Origin of the sequence: Actinoplanes subglobosus, assembly GCF_042650585.1 — a bacterium.
GTDB classification, from domain to species: Bacteria; Actinomycetota; Actinomycetes; order Mycobacteriales; family Micromonosporaceae; genus Actinoplanes; species Actinoplanes subglobosus.
This window is the reverse complement of record NZ_JBHSBL010000041.1, coordinates 38,556-44,447: the sequence shown is the minus strand read 5'-3', so window position 1 is coordinate 44,447 and position 5,892 is coordinate 38,556. Positions and strand designations below refer to the sequence as shown.

The window sequence follows — 5,892 nt, the reverse complement described above, 5'->3', positions numbered from 1 at the left end:
TGTGACGGCGGCCGCCGATCGGGCTGTGGGTCAGTCCAGCCAGATGTTGTCGTGCTTCAGGTAGAACTCGGTGCGCTCCTCGTCGGACATCTCGTCCAGGTGGGCCAGGCCCTCGAAGTAACCTTCGCGCGGGGCGCCCGGCGAGAAGTGCAGCAGCATCGACACGGGTGCTCCGGAACGGTTCTTGAATCCGTGGATCCCGCCGATCGGCACGTGCACCCAGTCGCCCGGTTCCGCCTCGATCCACTTCTCGCCGTTGTAGATGTTCATGACGCCGGACAGGATGTAGAAGGACTCGCTGATCGTACGGTGGAAATGCGGATCCGGGCCGGTCACGCCGGGCCCGCACTCCCACCGGTAGAGGCCGAAGAGCCCGCCGGTCGCCGCGCCGGTGGCCAGGTAGTGCACCTTGGTGCCGTTGTTCGGGTAGACGAATTCGGGCGGCGTGTCCGCGGGCCGGTGGAGTGCGCTCTTCTCGCCGGTGATCCCGTGATACCGCGGTGGTGGATACGTCATGGATCAATGTCTACCCGAAAGTCAGGACCGGTTTGACGACCTTTCCGGCGGCGGCGTCCTGCGCGGCTGATTCGATGGCCTCGAACGGGTATTCGGTGATCAGTTTCTCCACCGGGAGACGGCCGAGCCGGTGCAGGTCGACCAGCTGGGGCAGGAACGTGGCCGGGGTGGCGTCGCCCTCGATGACGCCGCGGATGCGCAGGCCGTTGTACATCACGGTCATGATGTCGAACTCCGCCCTGGTACCGAGCCCGACCAGGGCGAGCGTGCCGCGACGGCGGAGCAGGCCGAGGGCCTGGGCGATCACGTCGGGACGGCCGGTGGTGTCGATGGCGTGGTGGGCGGCCTCGGGCTCGGTGCCGGTGGCGCCCAATGCGACGGCCAGCTCGCGGCGTGCCCCGACCGGGTCGACGGCGATCACCTCGCAGCCCAGCGAGACGGCGGCCATCACCGCGGACAGGCCCACGCTTCCGGCGCCGAAGACGAGCACCGTGTCGCCGGGGGAGGGGCGGAGCACGTTGAGGACGGTCCCGGCGCCGGTCTGTACGCTGCAACCGAGCGGCGCGGCTACCGTGGGTGACAGGGTGCTAGGTACCCGTACCACATTGGTCTGATGGGCGAGCAGATGGGTCGCAAAGCTGGACTGGCCGAAGAAGTTGCCGAAGACCTTGTCTTCGCCGCTGCTCAGCGGCGTGCTGCCGTCGGCGCGGGTGCCGCGCATGTTGAGATCGCTGAGCAGGCAGTAGGCCGGATGCCCGCCGCGGCACAGTTCACACAGACCGCAGCTGCGGTAACTGACCGCGACCGTGTCGCCGACGGTGACCGTGGTGACCGCGTCGCCGACGGCCTCGACGACGCCGGCGCCCTCGTGGCCGAAGACCATCGGGGAGATCCGGGCCGGCCAGCGGCGCCGCATGCTGAGGTCGGTGTGGCAGATGCCGGCCGCGGTGACCCGGATCAGCACCTCGTCGGTGCGCGGCGGTTCGAGGTCGAGGTCGCGGAGGGTGAACGGTCCGCCGGCCGTTTCGACGAGCGCTGCCCGGATGCGCACCGGCTCACTCTCTCTCGAGGACGAAGTAGTAGTGCCGGCCGTCGTCGAGGACGCCCTTGCCGTTCATGACGCCGAGCAGGGTGTCGTCGTCGACGCGTTTGAAGTGGTCGAGGACCGGCTGGCCGTCGTAGACCATGGTCGCGGTCGTCTCGCCGCGGAACTCGACGGCGTAGAGGGCGGCGCCGCCCTTGGCCCGTTCGACGTCGTCGAACAGGTTGCCGTCGTCGTCGCGGCAGACGAGCGGGGCGACGTCGGTACGGGAGGTGAAGCGTTTGCCGTGCCAGCGGATCTTCGGCAGGTAGCCCTCGAAGCGGTGGCCGCTGACGAACTCGCTGCCCCGCCAGGAGCCGAGGATCTCGTCGGGCCCAGTTGTCGGCAGTGCGGCCCAGAGATCGTCGAGCTCGTCGATCGTGGTCTTCCCGGCGTCGGCGCGGATGTCGGCGATACGGCGGCGAGCGGTTGCGGCGTCCATGTCCCACCCCTCTTATTGACGTTCCGCCAATATAAGCGACACGCCATGTGGTGTCGACGGTCGCCGAGTGTGGCCATATATAGTGCCTCTCGCAGCTGGTTCGGGCAGGTCGCACAGACCTGCCCGAGGCAACAGGGAACCCGGTGCAAAACCGGGACTGCCCCGCAGCGGTGAGTGGGAACGACCGCCGTCATCAAGCACTGGGCCTCGCGAGAGGCCTGGGAAGCGACGGCCAGTAGGGATGAGCTGGACGCCCACGAGTCCGAAGACCTGCCAGCGCGCCGCACGTCACCGTGGCGTGCGGCGGTCGAAGGCCGCGTGGGACGGCTGACGCCGAAGCGTCCCCGCATGCCCGGGGACCGATGGTGTCCGCCCCCACGCGCCCGCTCGCGAGGAGAGGGCATGACACTCACGCCGCAGAAGACGGCGGTGCCGGAGCAGCGACGGCACGTGATGCAGGTGCGCAAACGCAACGGCGACCTGGAGACGGTCGACGTCAACAAGATCGTCAAGGCGGTCGAGTTGTGGGTCACCGACCTCGACGAGGTCGATCCGCTGCGCGTCGCGACGAGGACCATCAGCGGCCTGTACGACGGCGCGACCACCGCCGAGCTGGACAAACTCTCGATCCAGACGGCCGCGGAGCTGATCGGTGAGGAGCCGCAGTACTCGAAGCTGGCGGCGCGGCTGCTGGCCGCCTACGTCGACAAGGAGGTCCGCGGCCACGGTGTCGCGAGCTTCAGCCAGTCGATCCGTCACGCGCACGGTCTCGGCCTGATCGGTGACGGGACGGCCGCGTTCGTGGCCCGCAACGCCCGCAAGCTCGACGACGCCGTGGACGTCACCGGTGACCTGCGGTTCGAGTACTTCGGGCTGCGCACCGTCGCCGACCGGTACCTGTTGCGCCACCCGACGTCGCGGCTGGTCGTCGAGACACCGCAGTACTGGCTGCTGCGTGTCGCGTGCGGCCTGTCGACGGACGCCCGCGAGGCGATCGGCTTCTACCGGCTGATGTCGTCACTGGCCTATCTGCCCAGCTCACCGACACTCTTCAATTCGGGCACCCGGCACACGCAGATGTCGTCGTGCTTCCTCGTCGACTCGCCCAGGGACGAGCTGGACTCCATTTACGAGCGTTATCACCAGGTCGCGAAACTGTCGAAGTTCTCCGGCGGCATCGGCATCGCATGGTCGCGGATCCGTGGCCGCGGCGCGCTGATTCGCGGCACGAACGGCCGGTCGAACGGCATCGTCCCGTTCCTGAAGACCCTCGACGCCGGGGTGGCCGCGGTCAATCAGGGCGGCCGTCGCAAGGGCGCCGCGTGCGTCTATCTGGAGCCGTGGCATCCGGACGTCGAGGAATTCCTGGAACTGCGGGACAACACCGGTGAGGAATCACGCCGGACCCACAATCTCAACCTGGCGAACTGGATTCCGGACGAGTTCATGCGCCGGGTCGAAGCCGATGAGGACTGGTCGCTGATCGACCCGTCCGACGCCCCTGAGCTGCCGGATCTGTTCGGTGACGCCTTCACCGAGGCCTACCGGGCGGCGGAGAAGAAGGCGGTCAAAACCGTCAAGGCCCGGGATCTGTACGGGCGGATGATGCGCACGCTCGCCCAGACCGGCAACGGCTGGATGACGTTCAAGGACCGCTCGAACGCGCTGTCGAACCAGACCGGCGAACCGGGCAACGCCATTCACCTGTCGAATCTGTGCACCGAGATCCTCGAAGTGAACAACGACGAGGAGACGGCGGTGTGCAACCTCGGGTCGATCAACCTCGGCGCGCACGTCACCGCCGACGGCGTCGACTGGGAGCGACTGCGCGCGACGGTGCGGACGGCAGTGGTCCATCTGGACCGGGTCATCGACATCAACTACTACCCGTCGGCGCAGGCGGCGGCCTCGAATCCGCGCTGGCGACCGGTCGGGCTCGGACTGATGGGATTGCAGGACGCGTTCTTCACCCTGCGGCTCCCGTTCGACTCCGACGAGGCCCGTTCCCTTTCCACGCGGGTGCAGGAGGAGATCTTCCTGACCGCGCTGGAGACGTCGGCCGGGCTCGCCGCCGTTTCCGGGCCGCATCCGGCCTATTCCGAGACCCGCGCGGCGAAGGGTCACCTGCACCCGGATCTGTGGGGCGCGTCGCTGACCCAGACCGCGCGTTGGGAAGCGCTCCGCTCGACCGTCGCCGAGCACGGGCTGCGCAATTCGCTGCTGGTCGCGATCGCGCCGACGGCGACGATCGCGTCGATCGCCGGCGCCTACGAATGCATCGAGCCGCAGGTCTCCAATCTGTTCAAGCGCGAGACGATGTCCGGCGAGTTCCTGCAGATCAATACCTATCTGGTACGGGAGCTGAAGTCCCGTGGTCTGTGGACGCCGGAGATCCGCGAGCAGATCAAGCGGGCCGACGGATCGGTGCAGGGCATCGGCGAACTCCCGGACTCCGTGAAGGAACTCTTCCGCACGGCGTGGGAACTGCCGCAGCGCGCCCTGATCGACCTGGCCGCGGCCCGGGCCCCGTTCATCGACCAGTCCCAGTCGCTGAATCTCTTCCTGGCCGCGCCGACCATCAACAAACTGTCGTCGATGTACCTTTACGCCTGGAAAACCGGCCTCAAGACCACCTACTACCTGCGGTCGCGACCGGCGACGCGGATCCAGCAGGCGACCGTGTCGCTCATTCCCGCGCTGACCGCGGAGGCCTGCTCCCTGGAGAACCCCGAATCGTGTGAGGCCTGCCAATAATGCTGCTCGACCCCGGAATGGACCTGACCCTGCGGCCGATGAAGTACCCGCACTTCTTCGACCGGTTCAAGGACGCCATCAAGAACACCTGGACCGTGGAGGAGGTCGACCTGCATTCCGACCTCGCCGACCTGGCCCGGCTGACACCGGCCGAGCAGCATCTCGTGTCACGGCTGGTCGCCTTCTTCGCCACCGGGGACACGATCGTGGCGAACAATCTGGTCCTCAACCTCTATCAGCACGTGAACTCGCCGGAGGGGCGGCTCTATCTGTCCCGGCAGCTGTTCGAGGAGGCCGTGCACGTCCAGTTCTATCTCAATCTGCTCGACACCTATGTGCCCGACGAGCAGGAACGGTTCGAGGCGTTCGCCGCTGTCGAGAACATCCCGTCGATCGCGCGGAAGGCCGAGTTCTGCTTCAAGTGGATCGACTCGGTCTTCGAACTGCGCCGGCTGGAGACCCGGGAGCACCGGAGGGCCTTCCTGCTCAACGTCATCTGCTTCGCGGCGTGCATCGAGGGACTGTTCTTCTACGGCGCGTTCGCGTACGTCTACTTCCTGCGGTCGCGAGGCGTTCTGCAAGGGCTGGCGTCCGGCACCAACTGGGTGTTCCGGGACGAGAGCATGCACATGGCGTTCGCTTTCGACGTCGTCGACCAGGTTCGGGCCGAGGAGCCCGACCTGTTCGACGCCGAGATGGAGCGGCAGGTCCGCGACATGCTCGCCGAGGCCGTCGAATGCGAGGTCCAGTTCGCGGCCGACCTACTGGAGCAGGGCGTCTCCGGGATGTCGCTCGGTGACATGCGCGAATACCTGCAACACGTCGCCGACCGGCGGCTCGCCGCACTCGGCATCGACCCGATCTACGGCAGCAGGAACCCGTTCGCGTTCATGGAATTGCAGGACGTGCAGGAGTTGTCCAACTTCTTCGAGCGGCGCGTTTCGGCGTACCAGGTAGGGGTCTCCGGAAACGTCAGCTTCGACGACGATTTCTAGGGACCGCAAGCGGCCGCCCCCGTTCTTTCGGAGGCGGCCGCTTGCCGGTGCGCCGGTCAGACCGTGACCGGCGTGGTCTCCCGCGCGGCCGGCTCGGCGGCGGG

The 5,892-nt window shown here is 67.4% G+C and carries 5 protein-coding genes and 1 riboswitch; of the genes, 2 read left to right on the top strand and 3 right to left on the bottom strand.

Annotation, left to right across the window (positions count from 1 at the left end; genetic code table 11):
- Window positions 1-30: 30 nt before the first annotated feature.
- From ACFO0C_RS47290 to ACFO0C_RS47280, 3 genes are read right to left on the bottom strand one after another with little or no spacing between them, the layout of a single operon-like run.
- On the bottom strand, window positions 31-516 hold the full coding sequence (locus ACFO0C_RS47290) for a cupin domain-containing protein (RefSeq protein WP_378073458.1): 486 nt from the start codon (window positions 514-516) through the stop codon (window positions 31-33).
- Window positions 517-526: 10 nt separating this feature from the next.
- Entirely contained in the window at window positions 527-1,567 is a 1,041-nt protein-coding gene (locus ACFO0C_RS47285; protein WP_378073457.1) for an NAD(P)-dependent alcohol dehydrogenase, read from the bottom strand.
- A 4-nt stretch (window positions 1,568-1,571) separates the two neighbouring features.
- Window positions 1,572-2,039 (bottom strand): DUF4334 domain-containing protein, encoded by a 468-nt coding sequence (locus ACFO0C_RS47280; RefSeq protein WP_378073456.1) that lies wholly within the window; start codon window positions 2,037-2,039, stop codon window positions 1,572-1,574.
- 79 nt (window positions 2,040-2,118) lie between these two features.
- Window positions 2,119-2,331, top strand: a riboswitch (cobalamin riboswitch).
- Window positions 2,332-2,441: 110 nt separating this feature from the next.
- On the opposite strand from ACFO0C_RS47280, the gene ACFO0C_RS47275 reads away from it, so the two are divergent.
- The gene (locus tag ACFO0C_RS47275; RefSeq protein ID WP_378073455.1) at window positions 2,442-4,793 is read left to right on the top strand and encodes a ribonucleoside-diphosphate reductase subunit alpha; all 2,352 of its coding nucleotides are present in this window, start codon (window positions 2,442-2,444) and stop codon (window positions 4,791-4,793) included.
- Window positions 4,793-5,788 (top strand): ribonucleotide-diphosphate reductase subunit beta, encoded by a 996-nt coding sequence (locus tag ACFO0C_RS47270; protein ID WP_378073454.1) that lies wholly within the window; start codon window positions 4,793-4,795, stop codon window positions 5,786-5,788. Before ACFO0C_RS47275 ends, ACFO0C_RS47270 begins: the two co-directional genes overlap by 1 nt.
- Window positions 5,789-5,892: the final 104 nt, after the last annotated feature.

Excerpts from the sequence above, each read along its gene's own strand:
- ACFO0C_RS47290 (WP_378073458.1), bottom strand. The coding sequence starts at position 516 with ATGACGTATCCACCACCGCGGTATCACGGGATCACCGGCGAGAAGAGC.
- ACFO0C_RS47280 (WP_378073456.1), bottom strand. The coding sequence starts at position 2,039 with ATGGACGCCGCAACCGCTCGCCGCCGTATCGCCGACATCCGCGCCGAC.
- ACFO0C_RS47275 (WP_378073455.1), top strand. The coding sequence starts at position 2,442 with ATGACACTCACGCCGCAGAAGACGGCGGTGCCGGAGCAGCGACGGCAC.
- ACFO0C_RS47270 (WP_378073454.1), top strand. The coding sequence starts at position 4,793 with ATGCTGCTCGACCCCGGAATGGACCTGACCCTGCGGCCGATGAAGTAC.